The following is a 14,046-nucleotide window of genomic DNA, read 5'->3' on the forward strand; positions in this document are numbered from 1 at the left end:
CTTTTTCATGGGCGAACCAGACTTACCAGAGAGACCAGCCGCCATCGTCCTTTTCTTCTATGGCACCTTCCTGCTCTGGTTTCGCTTCCGGTGCCGACGTGGCAGAAGGTCCCGTTTCCTGCGCAGGGGCGGTGGAACTGCCAGCTGACCGGGCCGAAGCCGACGATGCGACCTGTACGGATATCATGCCCAGAGCCTTTTCCGTAGGCTCGTCCAGAACGCCGCTGGCCTGAAGCCCGTTGTCCTTCTGGAATTTGGTCAATGCAGCCCGGGTAGTGTCGTCCATCTGGGGACTAACATTGGTGATCTCATACCCTGCGCCATAAAGTGCGTTCTTGAGTGCAACGGTCTCGTCCGCGAAGGCTGCGGGGGCAAAACCCAGTGTAACCGCCATACCGGCCGCAGTGGCCAGGCGTCCCAGTCGGGTAGTTGCGTTTCTCATGGTACTCACCTGCTTAGCTCCTGATATCTAATTGATACCCGTTTCTTTCTTGTTATGTGGTGCCTATCTCCACAGGCTGGGGCAACAATTTCACAGACTACCATACTTTTGTCGCATGTCGCCTCACCGGACATCCGAACCTGAATCCTCACCCCGGCCCGGCTTGAGAGCCTCGGCCGCCGACTGCGCCAGATGGGCTTCCTCGCTGAACTCGCGGATAAAAATACCCCAGAATGCCATGAACAGTGCGGCCACCAAGGGTCCCATCACGAAACCATTGATACCGAACATCACAATCCCACCCAGGGTCGAAAGCAGCACGATGTAGTCAGGCAGCTTGGTGTCCCGCCCGACCAGAATTGGTCGAAGCAGATTATCCGCCAGGCCAATCACTACCACACCGAATACCGTCAATACCGTCGCTTCGACCAGATCACCCACCGCCGCCAGGTAAATGGCCGCCGGCACCCAGACCAGGGCAGCCCCAACCGCAGGTAAAAGAGACATGATTGCCATCACCACCCCCCAAAGCAAGGCGCCCGTGATACCAAGGATCCAGAAAATCAGCCCGCCGAGCGCGCCCTGGATGATGGCAATCAACAGGTTGCCCTTCACCGTGGCCCGAGTAACTTCTGCAAATTTGGCAAACAGCAGCCTTTCCCGCTCATCTCCGAGTGGCAAGGCCCGGATCATCAGTTCCACCAGCGCCCTTCCATCACGCAGAAGAAAAAATGCCAGATAGACCATCAGAGCGAGACCGAGAAAGAACTGGAATGTGTTCTGACCAAGCCCGAACGCCTGTTTTGCAAGGAACTGGCTGCCACCAACGAATGCATTGACGAGTCGATCCCGCCATTCACTAAAGTTGATGTCGAATTGGGACAGAAAAGCCTGAATTGCCGGGAAAGACTGATTGACCCTGTCAATATACTCCCCCGGCCGCAGCTCACCGCTCTGGATCTGCTGGTAAATTGCAACCCCCTCAGCAACCAGAGAAGTAACGAGAATCAGTACGGGTATGACAACGATAAACATGCAGATACAGAGAGTTATCAGTGCATTCAGGTTCGGGCGGTCGCCCAGTTTTCGGACCAGAACCTGCTGCACTGGATGAAAAATCAGGGCAATCGCAATGGCCCAGAATATGGGGCCGAAGAAGGGTTTCATGAGAAACACGAAAGCCAGAGAGACCCCCACCAACAAGGCAAGAAAAGTCCGTGTTTCAAGTTTCGCGTACATAATTCTGGCTGTTCCCCGGAAATGGTTTTGAGTGATGGCAAGACATTCTAGCCTACCATGCTGACGTGGCCACTGTAGTCCTCTTCGGGTTATAGTGGACGGTTATTGATCAACCACCAAACAGGTCATGTTGTTGGAACTGGAAACCTTTACCACGGAAACCGCCCTTGAAGCTGCTACGCAGTTACGCAAGGTTCTGGCCGCACGGACTCACCGGCGCAAAGTAATGGGCCAGGACGTGATGGTGCCCGGGCAATTGGGTGAGGCACTGCAGCTGCCACGGATCATCAATCGCCTGCAGAGCAAGCAACAGAAACAGCGTGAGCTCGGTCTTGGGGACTTCCAGGAGCTCTGGCACACACTGTCACCGCAGACACGCGAGAAAGTACTGGACGCTATCGGCTGGTATAACCCCAAGGAACTTGACTGGGAAGACAAGCGCTCCAACCGTAAACCACTGGTCAATCCAGACAAAAAATAAGCCGTATAAATCCGGCGACAGGACTTTGAACTGTCATACTTGGCCCATATGTTGGGCAGTATCAGGAGGATATTTATGACTGAACAACACCATTTTACCGCCATCCTCGCCGAGGGCAGCGCAGTCCCCACCCTGCTATGCGGCCATTGCCGGTCAATTCTTTCCCGTACCCGTATTTTCCGGAACAAGGGCGGCCAGCATCAGGAGATGGAGTGCAAGGTCATTGGCCTCTGCTCCGCCGACGATTGTGGGGCGGTCAACTGCTGCGACCAGGCCCTGGCACTCGTTGAAAACCCGGAACGCCTGTTTGGAATTGCCTCCTGATTCAAACCGGCAACGCTCTGTTACGCAACTCAAACACACAAAATTTCCATCTGATTTATCCTGACATTCGACGATTGTATTAGGGAGGCCTGATCGCCAGATAGCTCCCGGCAATCACGCAACCAATCAGTCAGGACAGTCGATGGCATGCGTATTCTGAGAACCGATGAAGCCCGCTTCGCAGGCCTTCCGGACTACCCTTTTGCTCCAAACTATCTGGACGTAGAGCCCGGCCTTCGGATGCACTATGTTGACAATGGCCCACGCAATGCTTCCCCGGTACTAATGCTGCATGGCGAACCATCCTGGTCTTACCTGTACCGGCATATGATTCCTCTGGTGGCAGACGCAGGCTACCGGGTGCTGGCGCCGGACCTGATTGGCTTCGGCAAGTCAGACAAGCCAGACTCAGTCGAGGATTACAGCTATAGCCGCCACCTGACTTGGCTGACCAATTGGCTGGAGCAACTGAACCTTACCAATATCACCCTGGTATGCCAGAACTGGGGCTCACTGCTGGGGTTGCGACTGGCTGCCGAACATCCGCAGCGATTCAGCCGCATCATCGTCGGTAATGGCATGTTGCCAACGGGAGAAGCTCGGGTGCCTGCGGTGTTTTCGGTCTGGAAGACGTTTGCCACCCACAGCCCCTGGTTCCCGATCGGACGGATTGTCCAACTGGGCACTGAACGAACCTTGAGCAAGGCGGAACTTGCCGCCTACGAGGCGCCGTTCCCGTCCGCAGATTTCAAGGCTGGAGCAAGGGCATTCCCCAATCTGGTGCCAACAGAACCAGGGACTCAGGACAGCGAAGCCAACAAATCCGCCTGGCAGGTTCTTGAGAAATGGAAAAAACCGTTCATCACCTGCTTCAGCAGCGGCGATCCGATCACCCGCGGCGGCGACCGATATATGCAGCGCCGGATTCCAGGAGCCCATGGCCAGCCCCACATCACTCTGCGTGGTGGACACTTCCTTCAGGAAGACTCACCAGAAGATTTCGCGCGTATTATCATCGACGCCCTGAAATCAGAAATGGCGGCCTGAGCCGCACGGAGTAACTGCCAAGACTGCTCAATACCGGACGGTAAACAAATCCGTGGGGCCTTACCGGCAACTACCTACAGACCCGGCAAGATTTTGCGTATTAAAGCAACAAAAAAACCGCTACAATATGAATACATAACGCATTGCCTGACAATGCTCTACCTTCCGAATTCCGAGTGAATCAATGTCTGAATTGTCTTTTGCCGAACTGGGGCTTGATCCAGCCGTACTTGAAGCTGTATCCGCCGTTGGCTATGAAACCCCGTCACCGATCCAGGCCCAGGCCATCCCTGCACTGCTTGCCGGCAAGAATCTTCTGGGTGTGGCCCAGACAGGTACCGGTAAAACGGCGGCCTTTGCACTGCCTCTGCTGAGCCGGATTGACGCCTCCGTAACCGACCCCCAGATTCTGGTGCTGGCGCCGACGCGCGAACTGGCCATCCAGGTAGCCGAAGCGTTTACCACCTACGCCAGCAAGTTCCGGAATTTCCATGTTCTGCCAATCTATGGCGGCCAGGATTTCTTCCCCCAGATCAAGGGCCTTCGCCGTGGCGCCCAGGTTATCGTGGGCACTCCGGGCCGCATGCTCGACCACCTGCGCAAGGGTACCCTGAAACTGGATAGCCTGAAGGCGCTGGTTCTGGATGAAGCGGACGAAATGCTGCGCATGGGCTTTATCGATGACGTAGAAGCAATTCTGGCGAAAACGCCGCAGAACTGCCAGCGCGCCCTGTTCTCGGCCACCATGCCGCCGCAGATCAAGAAGGTTGCCAATACCTACCTGCGCGATGCCGTCGAGGTTCGCATCGAGAGCGAAACCCGCACGGTTGAGCGTATTTCCCAGTTCGTTCTGCCGGTATACGCCGAGCGCAAACTGGACGCCCTGACCCGGATTCTTGAAGTGGAGCCGTTCGATGGCGCCATCATCTTCGTGCGTACCAAGGCAGAAACCACGCTGCTGGCAGAGAAACTCTCCGCCCGGGGCCACGCGGTAGCACCGCTCAATGGCGATCTGAACCAGCGCCAGCGCGAGCAGACCGTTGAAGACCTGAAGAGCGGAAAAAAGGACATCATCGTCGCCACAGATGTGGCCGCTCGCGGTCTGGATGTGCCCAGGATCACCCATGTGATCAACTACGATGTACCTTACGACACCGAAGCCTACATCCACCGTACCGGCCGAACCGGACGCGCCGGACGGGAAGGCAAGGCAATCCTGCTGGTCACGCCCCGGGAGCGCAGCTGGCTGCGCACCCTGGAGCGCGCTACCAACTCGCCGATGCAGGCCTATCAACTGCCCTCGCCGGTCGAGCTGAAAAAAATGCGTGAGCAGCAGTTTGAAACGCAGCTGCTGGGTTTTGCCGAGGATGGCAAGCTGGCTAAAGCTATGGCGCTGCTGGATGAGATTGCCGAGCGCAATGAGATGGACACGGCGATGGTAGCCGGCGCTCTGGCCTGTTGGCTGGAAGCATCCCAGCCCGGTTCGCTGCCGCTGGAGCAGCCGGAAGCCTTGCCGGAGATTTCAGCCAACGCGCCGCCGCGCAGAGACCGCCAGGGTGGTCGCCCAGGCGGCAAGCCGGGATACAAGCCCGGCTTCAAGAAAGGCCCCAAGGGCCGTGGCGGCCCCGGCCCGAAGGGTAAGCCCCCCGGCAAGGGCGGTAAGCGCCCACCTCGTCAGGCAGACGCCAAGCGCTGATAGACGACGAAGCTGTAGTCGTAAGGGTTGTTATCGGACGCGGAGAAATCCTCCCGTCCGATTTCCTCCCACTCCTCCCAGTTTACTTCCGGAAAGAATGCATCCCCGTCCACCTCAGCGTGCACCTGGGTGATGTACATGCGGTCGACCATAGGCAGCGCCTCGGCATAGATCTGCCCGCCACCGATAATCATCACTTCGTCTCCGCCTTCGAGCTCGGCCTGAGCCTCGGCTTTCACCAACGCTTCCTGCAGTGACTTTGCCGCTACGGTTCCCACTGGCGCTTCCCAGGCATCATTCCGTGAAATCACCACGTTCATCCGGCCCGGCAACGGCCGGCCAATGGAGTCCCAGGTTTTCCGCCCCATGATGATGGGCTTGCCCATGGTGGCCTGCTTGAAGTAACGGAGGTCGCCCGGCAGGTACCACGGCAGGTTGTTGTTGCGGCCTATGACCCGATTTCGGGACATGGCTACTATCAGTGCTTTTCTCACCTTTCTCTCCCTTTAACGTATAACCTTGAATCTCATGATTCGCGGGCTGCAACAGGGCGGGGTACGTCCCTCCAAAAAACGCCTCAAGGCATCCATGCGCGGCTTGGGCTCCGCCATCCATGGCTCCGCACATTTTTGGAGGGACGTACCCCGCCCTGCTGCGATTCGAACATTGAGTCAGCTGACCTAAAAGCCTTTTTACCAGCACTTACAATGCCTTGATAACAGCCGGAGTGCCGTCTCGTTCGCGGATTCGGGAGATTCTAACTCCTTCAGTTTGAACGCAGGGGAGCGGGATGGGGCTTTCCGAAAATGTGCGGAGCCAGGGATGGCGGAGCCAAGCGTACACGGACGTATCCACAGCGTTTTTCGGAAAGCCCCATCCCGCTCCCCTGCCGCCCCCAAACCTATCGGACCGGGCCATAAACCGCGGGTCAAATAGCAATAGGAGCCTTAATCCCAGGGCAAGGCTCATACCCTTCGAACTCGAAGTCTTCCAGTTCGTAGTCAAAGATACTCGCCGGCTTACGCTTGATAACCAGATTCGGCAAAGCCTTTGGCTCCCGCTTCAGTTGCTCGAAGACAATGTCGTCGGTCAGGTGATTCTGATACAGGTGGCAGTCACCGAAAGTGTGGACGAACTCTCCGACGTTCAGATCACACTGCTGGGCAATCATGTGAGTCAGCAACGCATAGGACGCAATATTGAACGGCACCCCCAGGAACAGGTCGGCGCTGCGCTGGTATAGCTGGCAGGAAAGTTTACCGTCGGCCACATAGAACTGGAACAGGCAGTGGCAGGGAGCCAGCGCCATACGGCCCTGACGGACGTTGTCCTGGGGCCCGATGGACTCATCCGGAAGCTCTGCCGGGTTCCAGGCGGAGACGATCAGTCGACGGGAATTGGGCTTGGTGCGGATCTGCTGGATGACTTCGCTGATCTGGTCGATCACCTCACCATTCGGGCACTGCCAGCTGCGCCATTGCTTGCCGTAGATAGGACCAAGGTCACCGTTCTCCAGTGCCCATTCGTTCCAGATGGATACCTTGCGTTCTTTCAGCCAGGTGTTATCGGTCGAGCCACGGAGGAACCAAAGCAGCTCGTAAATGATGCTACGGAGGTGGACTTTCTTGGTGGTTACCAAGGGAAAACCGTCCTGCAGGTTGAACCGAATCTGCCGGCCGAAGACCGAACGGGTACCAACGCCGGTGCGGTCCCCTTTGTTGTATCCGTTGTCGACAACGTCTTGCATCAGGTCGAGGTAGGCTTTCATTCAGCTTTTCTCCGATAGGCAATAAACATCAGGGCAGCGCCCGCAATAATCATCGGGAAGGAAAGCACCTGCCCCATGGTGAGCCAGTCAAAGGCCAGGTAGCCCAACTGAGGGTCCGGCTGGCGCACGAATTCCACCAGGAAGCGGAACACGCCATAGCAGATCAGGAACAGGCCAGACACCGCCATTCTGGGTCGTTGCCGGGAGGAAAACCACCACAGGATGACAAACAGGGCGACGCCTTCCAGGGCAAACTGGTAGAGCTGGGAGGGATGACGGGCCAGGGAATCCGGTGCGGTGCGAAACACCATACCCCAGGCCACGTCCGTGGGCTTGCCCCACAACTCGCCATTAATAAAGTTACCAATCCGGCCGGCGCCAAGCCCCACCGGCACCAGTGGCGCAACGAAATCGGCCATGCGCCAGAAACCACACTCCACTTTGCGCCCATACCACCACATGGCGAACATCACGCCCAACAGGCCGCCGTGGAAGGACATACCGCCTTCCCACACCCGGATAAGCCAAAGCGGGTCTGCCAGAAAAGCATCAAAATTGTAGAACAGCACATAGCCCACGCGACCGCCAAGAATGACGCCCAGTGCCAGGTAAAACAGCAGGTCTCCCATCTGTTCTTCGTTGATGGGAGACCAGGGCTTGCGTGTGCGGATCCGGCCAAGCCACCAGCCGGCGACAAAGCCCACCAGATAGGTCAGGCCGTACCAGTGGATCTTGAGGGGGCCAATGGCAATGGCCACCGGATCAATCTGGGGGTGTTGCAGCATCGATAACCTCTCAACTCAGGAGAAAACGGAGACCCACCAGCAAAAGCATGATGGAAAAAGTTCGCTTGAGAACCCGGGGGTTCAGCCGGTGAGCCAGGTTGGCCCCGACACGGGCAAAGAAAATACTGGTGAAGATGATACAGATCAGCGCGGGCGGATAAACGAAACCGACACTCAGTTCCGGCAGATCCGGATGCCGCCAGCCGGTCCAGATGTTACCGAGCGCCCCGGCCATGGCAATGGGCAGGCCACAGGCGGCCGATGTGCCCACAGCCTGTTGCATGCGCACGCTGCACCAGCTCAGGTAGGGCACTGTGAGGGTGCCCCCGCCAATCCCGAAGATGGCCGAGGCCCAGCCGATGCCTCCACCGGCAATACCCAGCCCCACGTTACCCGGAACATCCCGGCCGGGTTTGGGACCCACCGGAACAATCATCTTGAGGCCAACCAGGATGACGAAAACGCCAATAACCAATTCCAGGGCCCGGCCAGTCATCAGCGATGCGGTCCAGGCGCCAATCACAGCGCCGACAATAATGCCCACCATCATCGGCCTGAACAAATCCCAGCGCACGGCACCGTGCATGTGGTGGGAACGGATCGAACTGAGCGAAGTGAATACAATCGTTGCCAGCGACGTACCCACCGCCAGGTGAGGCGCAATTTCCGGGCTGACCCCCTGGAGGCCAAAACTGAAAATCAGCACCGGGACAATGATCAGTCCACCACCAATGCCAAACAGGCCAGCGACGGTGCCCGCAAGGGCGCCGAGGGCCAGATAGGATGCAATCACATAAGTCAGGGTCATAGTCTGTCGCGCACCCGGGAAAACCAAGGCTGGTATGATACACAGCGCAAGAGTCAACTTCATTAACTGCGGGAGCCTGCCCTCCACCATGTGTCTGATCGCCTTTAGCCTTGGCCAGAACCCTCATTTCCCACTGGTTGTCGCGGCAAACCGGGATGAATTTTTCCGTCGCCCCACCGCCGCCATGGACTGGTGGACCACTGACACCGGCACCCGGGTGCTGGCCGGCCGGGATCTCCAGTCCGGGGGAACCTGGCTTGCGGTCTCCGCCGAAGGTGATGTCAGCGCCGTTACCAACGTGCGGGAAGGCGCTCCGGAAGCTGGCCGCATCAGTCGGGGTGAACTTCCCTTGCGGGCACTCACCAGTTCACGACGGCAGCTTGAAAGCTACCTGAAAGGCAATGCCAACCACTTTTCCGGCTTTAACCTGGTACACCTGACCGTCCGGGATGGGTGGTATTTCAGTAACCGGGACGCTCACCCCGGCCGACATATTCACCGCGGCGTTTACGGACTGAGCAACCACCTCCTGCAAACCCCATGGCCCAAACTGCTGCGTCTGCGGCAGGCCGCCGGCGATGCCGTTGCCTCCGCCGGCACCGATGCGGGCGCCCTGCACAATGAGCTGGTTACCCTGCTCCAGGACACCACGCCGGCTCCTGACGGGCTATTGCCCGACACCGGCGTGGGGATTGACACCGAACGATTTCTCTCGTCTCCCTTCATAGTCGGCTCAGACTACGGAACGCGGGCGACGACTGTGGTCAGTGTTTCCGACACCGGTGAAATACACGTTAGCGAACAGAGTTGGGGGCCGGATGCCGAAACTGGTGAATGCCGTCATTTCCACTGGCAGCGGTAGCGTACAAGCTCTGGTATAATCCGCGAAATTCCGCCACCCGATCGGAGGGCCCCTGATGGCCGGTGAAGAAGGCGCTACATCTATTGCTGATTTCGAAAAATCCCTCGATGAACTGGAAAAGCTGGTTCGCGATCTGGAGCAGGGGGAGCTGTCTCTCGAGCAGTCCCTGACCGCCTTTGAACGCGGCGTTAAACTGACACGCGAATGTCAGCAGGCCCTGAAAAGTGCAGAACAGCGCGTCGAGCAGCTCGTTCAGAACAGCGACGGCACCCTGGAAACCCGTTCTTTTTCTTCGGATGACGCAGACTGATGCCCGGCCAGAACCAGCTTGCGGTAGACTTTCTGGAAACCTGCCGGGCCCGTGTGGATGCTGAACTGGACCGGTGTATTGATCAGGATTCGGCATCGGGGCGCCTGCAGGAAGCCATGCGTTACAGCGTACTGGGCGGCGGCAAACGAATCCGGCCTGCCCTGTGCTTGGCTGCCGCCAAGGCTCTGGGCCAGTCTGGTGACCAGGCTCTGGTTCCCGCTTGCGCCGTGGAACTGGTCCATGCCTATTCACTCATTCACGATGACCTGCCCGCCATGGACGATGACGAACTCCGGCGTGGGCGGCCCACCACCCATATTGCCTTTGATGAAGCGACCGCCATTCTGGCCGGAGATGCTCTGCAGGCGCTGGCATTTGGCTGGCTGGCAGAGGCTCCCGGGCTATCTGAGTCCGCGCGCCTGGCCATGGTGCAGGAACTCGCTGGTGCCAGCGGCCACAGGGGCATGGTCGGTGGCCAGGCAATCGACCTGGAGTCCGTCGGCAAAACGCTGGCTCTGAGCCAGCTCGAGACCATGCACCGGCACAAGACCGGGGCACTGATTGAAGCCAGTGTCCGGATTGGCGCCATCACTGCGTCTTCGGTCAGCCAACAGGCTCTGGCGTCGCTGACCCGCTATGCGCAGGCCCTTGGCCTGGCTTTCCAGGTTCAGGACGATCTTCTGGACATCGAAGGGGACACCGAGGTGATTGGCAAACCCCAGGGCTCAGATGCCGCCCGGTCCAAACCCACCTACCCTGCCCTGCTGGGCGTTTTCGGCGCCAGAGAGCATCTGGCGGAATTGCTTGAGACCGCGCAGCACAGCCTCCGGGAGTTCGGCCCCGAAGCAGACCCGTTGCGGGCAATGGCCGATTACGTGGTGGAAAGAAGCCATTGAACCCCGGCGCCCCGAAGGCGCACACTGGCCTTAGACATTTTCGTAACAACTGGCCTGGTTTGTATGAAACAGGCTCCCCTGTTCCCTTATAATGCCAGTCAGTTACCGAACGTACCGGAAAAGACCCGAGCAGATGCAGGACACTTATATTTTCAAGGAAATCCCGTCACAGCGACCCAACACTCCGCTGCTGGACCGGGTTGATGCGCCGGCGCAATTGCGCGATTTGGCTCCGGAACAGCTGACCCAGCTGGCCCGCGAACTCAGAGCGTTTCTGTTGTGGTCGGTGGGCCAGACCGGCGGCCATTTCGGAGCCGGGCTCGGTGTGCTCGAACTTACCGTTGCCCTGCACTATGTTTTCAACACACCCACCGACCGTCTGGTCTGGGACGTCGGCCACCAGGCGTACCCCCACAAGATTCTGACCGGTCGGCGGGAGGCTATGGGCAGCATCCGCCGCAAGGGCGGGCTTGCCGGCTTTCCCAAGCGGGCCGAAAGCGAATACGACACCTTCGGCGTAGGCCATTCCAGCACGTCCATCAGTGCCGCCCTGGGTATGGCCATTGCCGCTCGCCTGCAACGCACCGGCCGGAAAAGCATCGCTGTGATTGGAGACGGAGCCATGACCGCCGGCATGGCATTCGAGGCCCTGAATCACGCCGGCCACCTGCACGCCGACATGCTGGTGATCCTGAACGACAATGACATGTCGATTTCCCATAACGTCGGGGGACTGTCCAACTACTTTGCCAAGCTGCTGTCCAGCCGTACCTATAACCAGGTTCGCGACAGCAGCAAGAAAGTCCTTCAGGGCGCACCGCACCTGATGGCTCTCGCGAAAAAAACTGAAGAGCATTTCAAGGGCATGATTGCCCCCGGCACCCTGTTTGAGGAGCTGGGATTCAATTACATCGGCCCCATTGATGGCCATGACCTGCCTCTGTTGGTTGAAACCCTGGAGAACATTCGCGAGCTTGAGGGCCCGCAGTTCCTGCATGTGGTGACAACCAAAGGCAAAGGCTTTGCGCCGGCAGAGGCCGACCCGATTGGGTATCACGCCATCAACAAGATCGACCCTGTTCCTCCGAGCAAACCCGAGCCGATCAAACCGAAGCCCGCAAAGCCCAAGTACGCCAATGTCTTCGGCCAGTGGCTGTATGATGCGGCTAAGCAGGATGAGCGGGTGGTAGGCATAACGCCTGCCATGTGCGAAGGCTCGGACCTGCTGGCCTTCTCTCAGCGGTTCCCGGATCGCTATTTCGATGTTGCAATTGCCGAACAGCATGCCGTTACCCTCGCAGCCGGCCTGGCCTGTGATGGGGCAAAACCGGTGGTTGCCATCTACTCCACCTTCCTGCAGCGCGCCTACGACCAGCTGATTCATGATGTCGCCATCCAGAATCTGGATGTGCTGTTTGCCATCGATCGCGCGGGCCTGGTGGGAGAAGACGGCCCGACCCATGCCGGGGCCTTCGATATCAGCTACCTGCGCTGCATACCGAATATGGTGGTGATGACACCGTCCGACGAAAACGAAACCCGTCAGATGCTGCAGACGGGGCTGTTGTATGAGGGCCCGGCATCCGTTCGTTACCCAAGGGGAACCGGACCGGGCGCTGAAATCCAGCAAGAACTCAAACCACTCAAAATCGGCAAGGGCCGGACCGTGCGTGCGGGCAAAGGGGTGGCCATTCTCAACTTCGGCACCCTGCTCGCACCAGCTCTGGAGGCGGCCGAAGCGCTGGGAGCGACGGTCGCAGACATGCGTTTTGTCAAACCCCTCGACCAGGAACTGGTGCTGGAACTTGCCGAACAGCACGAGCTGCTGGTGACCCTGGAAGAAAACGCCGTTGCCGGTGGTGCCGGCAGTGCCGTCACCGAATTCCTGAACAGCCATCAGGTATCCATGCCCGTGGTGCAGCTGGGGCTGCCTGACACCTTCATGGACCACGGCAAGCATGGCGAATTGCTAACGGATTGCGGCCTGGACGCGGCAGGCATCGAAGCGGCCATCGCCGCGAGAATGGAAACCCTTCGACACCAAAATCTGAAAGCCGTCAAATAAGCAAACCCTGGCTCCTGAAACGAAAAAGCCCGCGACTGTCGCGGGCTTTTTCGTTTCAGTTCACACCTCTGGGTCGTCGTCCTGGTGCGTTTCAAACCAGTGCCCAAGCTTGCTCTGCTTGGTATTGAGGTAATGCTCGTTGTGAGGGTTACGGCCAACGTGAAGAGGCATCCGTTCGACAATCTCGATGCCGTAAGACGAGAGGGCCTTCACCTTTCTCGGATTGTTGGTCATCAGTCGCAGGCTCTTGATGCCCAAATGCTCCAGCATGTCCTTGCACATGCTGTAGTCACGCAGGTCGGCGGCAAACCCCAAACGCTCATTGGCTTCTACCGTGTCGGCCCCCTGATCCTGCAGGTGATAGGCGCGAATCTTGTTCAGAAGCCCGATACCCCGGCCCTCCTGGCGCAGATACATCAGGATGCCGCGACCTTCACGGGCAATGCTGCGCAGGGCTTCCTCAAGCTGGTAGCCACAATCGCAACGCATGCTGTAGAGCGCATCACCGGTAAGACACTCGGAGTGAGTGCGGGCAAGCATGGGTTCGTCACTGTCCAGATCGCCCAGAGTCAGGGCAACATGCTCCTTTCCGGTGTCCGGTTCTTCGAAGCCATGCATGTCAAACACCCCGAACGGGGTCGGCAACCGGCAGGTCTGGATGTAACGAACAGCCACAGTGGTTCCTCGTGGTTCAGTCATTGGGGCCGCGCATTCTATCACGGGCCCGCCTGCTTGGCGTAGTCTCGACACTGTAGCTCCTCCGGTATGTGCTCAGTACCGAACACTTACGAGCACCACGACCGGGCAGATCAGGACTTGTCGGCCACCCAGTGACCACTCCGGCCACCTTTCTTCTCCAGCAGGCGGACAGAACCGATTTCCATGCCCCGGTCGACGGCCTTGCACATGTCGTACAGGGTCAATGCAGCAACGCTTGCGGCGGTCAGCGCTTCCATCTCGACACCGGTCTGGCCAGACAGCTTGCAGCGGGTAACAATGTGGACCGAAGCACCATCTTTACCAGGGGTCAGCTCTACCTTGACCGAGGTAAGATTGAGGGCGTGACACAGGGGAATCAGGTCGTGAGTTTTCTTCGCTGCCATGATCCCTGCAACACGGGCGACGGCCAGGACATCGCCCTTGGGGTGCTCACCATCGACAATCATGGCCAGCGTCGCCGGCGCCATTTGAATGGTTGCTTCGGCGCGGGCTTCACGTTCGGTGGTGGCCTTGTCAGTCACATCGACCATACGGGCTTCGCCCTTGTCATCAAGATGGGTCAGTTTGCTCACAGAATCTCCGGGAATTGGTTATACCAGATAA

At 58.4% G+C, this 14,046-nt stretch carries 16 protein-coding genes; 8 read left to right on the forward strand and 8 right to left on the reverse strand.

The features are described from left to right. Positions 1-22 precede the first annotated feature (22 nt). Together ACN0XM_RS06030 and ACN0XM_RS06035 are read right to left on the reverse strand one after the other, a co-directional pair. Positions 23-442 (reverse strand): peptidoglycan-binding domain-containing protein, encoded by a 420-nt coding sequence (locus ACN0XM_RS06030; RefSeq protein WP_417566009.1) that lies wholly within the window; start codon positions 440-442, stop codon positions 23-25. A 123-nt stretch (positions 443-565) separates the two neighbouring features. Next, complete coding sequence (locus tag ACN0XM_RS06035; protein ID WP_417566010.1) at positions 566-1,681, reverse strand: AI-2E family transporter; 1,116 nt, start codon at positions 1,679-1,681, stop codon at positions 566-568. Positions 1,682-1,808: 127 nt separating this feature from the next. Here ACN0XM_RS06035 and ACN0XM_RS06040 point away from each other — a divergent pair, with 127 nt between their 5' ends. The 4 genes from ACN0XM_RS06040 to ACN0XM_RS06055 all read left to right on the forward strand — a co-directional run bounded on the left by ACN0XM_RS06040 (position 1,809) and on the right by ACN0XM_RS06055 (position 5,229). After that, positions 1,809-2,162 carry a hypothetical protein gene (locus ACN0XM_RS06040; RefSeq protein WP_417566011.1) on the forward strand — a complete coding sequence of 118 codons (354 nt, stop codon included), beginning with the start codon at positions 1,809-1,811 and terminating at the stop codon, positions 2,160-2,162. 75 nt (positions 2,163-2,237) lie between these two features. Next, positions 2,238-2,486, forward strand: a complete 249-nt coding sequence (locus tag ACN0XM_RS06045; RefSeq protein WP_417566012.1) for a hypothetical protein — start codon at positions 2,238-2,240, stop codon at positions 2,484-2,486. A 147-nt stretch (positions 2,487-2,633) separates the two neighbouring features. Further along, positions 2,634-3,533: a haloalkane dehalogenase gene (locus ACN0XM_RS06050; protein WP_417566013.1), complete on the forward strand. Its 900-nt coding sequence runs from the start codon at positions 2,634-2,636 to the stop codon at positions 3,531-3,533. A gap of 184 nt (positions 3,534-3,717) precedes the next feature. Continuing rightward, positions 3,718-5,229, forward strand: a complete 1,512-nt coding sequence (locus ACN0XM_RS06055; RefSeq protein WP_417566014.1) for a DEAD/DEAH box helicase — start codon at positions 3,718-3,720, stop codon at positions 5,227-5,229. Here ACN0XM_RS06055 and ACN0XM_RS06060 read toward each other — a convergent pair. The 4 genes from ACN0XM_RS06060 to ACN0XM_RS06075 form a co-directional block, all read right to left on the reverse strand. Continuing rightward, positions 5,208-5,723 carry a dihydrofolate reductase gene (locus ACN0XM_RS06060; protein ID WP_417566015.1) on the reverse strand — a complete coding sequence of 172 codons (516 nt, stop codon included), beginning with the start codon at positions 5,721-5,723 and terminating at the stop codon, positions 5,208-5,210. The two genes, ACN0XM_RS06055 and ACN0XM_RS06060, sit on opposite strands and share 22 nt — an antisense overlap. Before the next feature lie 434 nt (positions 5,724-6,157). Continuing rightward, positions 6,158-6,997, reverse strand: a complete 840-nt coding sequence (locus ACN0XM_RS06065) for a thymidylate synthase (RefSeq protein WP_417566016.1) — start codon at positions 6,995-6,997, stop codon at positions 6,158-6,160. Next, the gene (lgt, locus tag ACN0XM_RS06070; RefSeq protein WP_417566017.1) at positions 6,994-7,782 is read right to left on the reverse strand and encodes a prolipoprotein diacylglyceryl transferase; all 789 of its coding nucleotides are present in this window, start codon (positions 7,780-7,782) and stop codon (positions 6,994-6,996) included. The genes ACN0XM_RS06065 and lgt overlap by 4 nt, the downstream gene beginning before the upstream one ends. Before the next feature lie 10 nt (positions 7,783-7,792). Then, the gene (locus ACN0XM_RS06075; RefSeq protein WP_417566018.1) at positions 7,793-8,590 is read right to left on the reverse strand and encodes a sulfite exporter TauE/SafE family protein; all 798 of its coding nucleotides are present in this window, start codon (positions 8,588-8,590) and stop codon (positions 7,793-7,795) included. Between the two features lie 88 nt (positions 8,591-8,678). Between ACN0XM_RS06075 and ACN0XM_RS06080 the strand changes: the two genes are divergently transcribed. From ACN0XM_RS06080 to dxs, 4 genes are all read left to right on the forward strand, one after another. Further along, the gene (locus tag ACN0XM_RS06080) at positions 8,679-9,452 is read left to right on the forward strand and encodes an NRDE family protein (protein WP_417566074.1); all 774 of its coding nucleotides are present in this window, start codon (positions 8,679-8,681) and stop codon (positions 9,450-9,452) included. A gap of 55 nt (positions 9,453-9,507) precedes the next feature. Next, positions 9,508-9,762, forward strand: a complete 255-nt coding sequence (locus ACN0XM_RS06085) for an exodeoxyribonuclease VII small subunit (RefSeq protein WP_417566019.1) — start codon at positions 9,508-9,510, stop codon at positions 9,760-9,762. Beyond that, positions 9,762-10,658 (forward strand): (2E,6E)-farnesyl diphosphate synthase, encoded by an 897-nt coding sequence (gene ispA, locus ACN0XM_RS06090; RefSeq protein WP_417566020.1) that lies wholly within the window; start codon positions 9,762-9,764, stop codon positions 10,656-10,658. The genes ACN0XM_RS06085 and ispA overlap by 1 nt, the downstream gene beginning before the upstream one ends. 133 nt (positions 10,659-10,791) lie before the next feature. Next, the gene (gene dxs / locus ACN0XM_RS06095) at positions 10,792-12,723 is read left to right on the forward strand and encodes a 1-deoxy-D-xylulose-5-phosphate synthase (protein ID WP_417566021.1); all 1,932 of its coding nucleotides are present in this window, start codon (positions 10,792-10,794) and stop codon (positions 12,721-12,723) included. Positions 12,724-12,783: 60 nt separating this feature from the next. Here the strand turns inward: dxs and ribA are convergent, their stop codons facing one another. Together ribA and moaC are read right to left on the reverse strand one after the other, a co-directional pair. Then, positions 12,784-13,422 (reverse strand): GTP cyclohydrolase II, encoded by a 639-nt coding sequence (ribA, locus tag ACN0XM_RS06100; RefSeq protein WP_417566022.1) that lies wholly within the window; start codon positions 13,420-13,422, stop codon positions 12,784-12,786. A 110-nt stretch (positions 13,423-13,532) separates the two neighbouring features. Next, positions 13,533-14,015: a cyclic pyranopterin monophosphate synthase MoaC gene (gene moaC, locus ACN0XM_RS06105; RefSeq protein ID WP_417566023.1), complete on the reverse strand. Its 483-nt coding sequence runs from the start codon at positions 14,013-14,015 to the stop codon at positions 13,533-13,535. Between the last annotated feature and the right edge of the window lie 31 nt (positions 14,016-14,046).

This window comes from Marinobacter sp. (assembly GCF_048269445.1).
In the GTDB taxonomy this organism is placed as follows: domain Bacteria; phylum Pseudomonadota; class Gammaproteobacteria; order Pseudomonadales; family Oleiphilaceae; genus Marinobacter.

Coding starts and splice junctions, on each gene's coding strand:
- ACN0XM_RS06045 (WP_417566012.1), top strand. CDS start 2,238: ATGACTGAACAACACCATTTTACCGCCATCCTCGCCGAGGGCAGCGCA.
- ACN0XM_RS06075 (WP_417566018.1), bottom strand. CDS start 8,590: ATGACCCTGACTTATGTGATTGCATCCTATCTGGCCCTCGGCGCCCTT.
- ACN0XM_RS06085 (WP_417566019.1), top strand. CDS start 9,508: ATGGCCGGTGAAGAAGGCGCTACATCTATTGCTGATTTCGAAAAATCC.
- ACN0XM_RS06035 (WP_417566010.1), bottom strand. CDS start 1,681: ATGTACGCGAAACTTGAAACACGGACTTTTCTTGCCTTGTTGGTGGGG.
- ACN0XM_RS06040 (WP_417566011.1), top strand. CDS start 1,809: ATGTTGTTGGAACTGGAAACCTTTACCACGGAAACCGCCCTTGAAGCT.
- ACN0XM_RS06080 (WP_417566074.1), top strand. CDS start 8,679: ATGTGTCTGATCGCCTTTAGCCTTGGCCAGAACCCTCATTTCCCACTG.
- ACN0XM_RS06055 (WP_417566014.1), top strand. CDS start 3,718: ATGTCTGAATTGTCTTTTGCCGAACTGGGGCTTGATCCAGCCGTACTT.
- ispA (WP_417566020.1), top strand. CDS start 9,762: ATGCCCGGCCAGAACCAGCTTGCGGTAGACTTTCTGGAAACCTGCCGG.
- lgt (WP_417566017.1), bottom strand. CDS start 7,782: ATGCTGCAACACCCCCAGATTGATCCGGTGGCCATTGCCATTGGCCCC.
- ACN0XM_RS06065 (WP_417566016.1), bottom strand. CDS start 6,997: ATGAAAGCCTACCTCGACCTGATGCAAGACGTTGTCGACAACGGATAC.
- ribA (WP_417566022.1), bottom strand. CDS start 13,422: ATGACTGAACCACGAGGAACCACTGTGGCTGTTCGTTACATCCAGACC.
- ACN0XM_RS06030 (WP_417566009.1), bottom strand. CDS start 442: ATGAGAAACGCAACTACCCGACTGGGACGCCTGGCCACTGCGGCCGGT.
- dxs (WP_417566021.1), top strand. CDS start 10,792: ATGCAGGACACTTATATTTTCAAGGAAATCCCGTCACAGCGACCCAAC.
- ACN0XM_RS06050 (WP_417566013.1), top strand. CDS start 2,634: ATGCGTATTCTGAGAACCGATGAAGCCCGCTTCGCAGGCCTTCCGGAC.